This is a genomic window from Paenibacillus sp. F024, from assembly GCF_057814255.1.
On sequence record NZ_JBVASZ010000123.1, the window covers coordinates 1 to 314 of the forward strand.

Sequence of the window (314 nt, forward strand, 5' to 3'; positions counted from 1 at the left end):
CATTAAGAAGCCTACGGCAAAGATCGCCGCCGTGTTGAGGAGTTGGCTTGTCGGGTCGCCCTGAGGAAAGAACTGCGATGAGAAATAGACGGCGAATGCAGCATAAACGTACCAGTCGTACCATTCGATCAGATTTCCAACCGAGCCTTTTTAGATGTTGCCTGCAATACTTCCCTTTCTTGTCGACTCAACGGACTGAGACATGATGTGATTCCTCCTCCAGAAAGTAACCGTTTTCTTCGATAGGCACATTATTTTTATGAGTCATTGCTTGCATGAATGAGCCCCTTTATCGAAATGTTGTGTAACGCTTA

1 pseudogene is annotated in these 314 nt (G+C 45.9%); it reads right to left on the reverse strand.

Features of this window, described 5'->3' with window-relative positions:
• Nucleotides 1-204: pseudogene (locus ACZYR9_RS27640) on the reverse strand (alpha-ketoglutarate transporter); the annotation flags it as partial.
• Nucleotides 205-314: the final 110 nt, after the last annotated feature.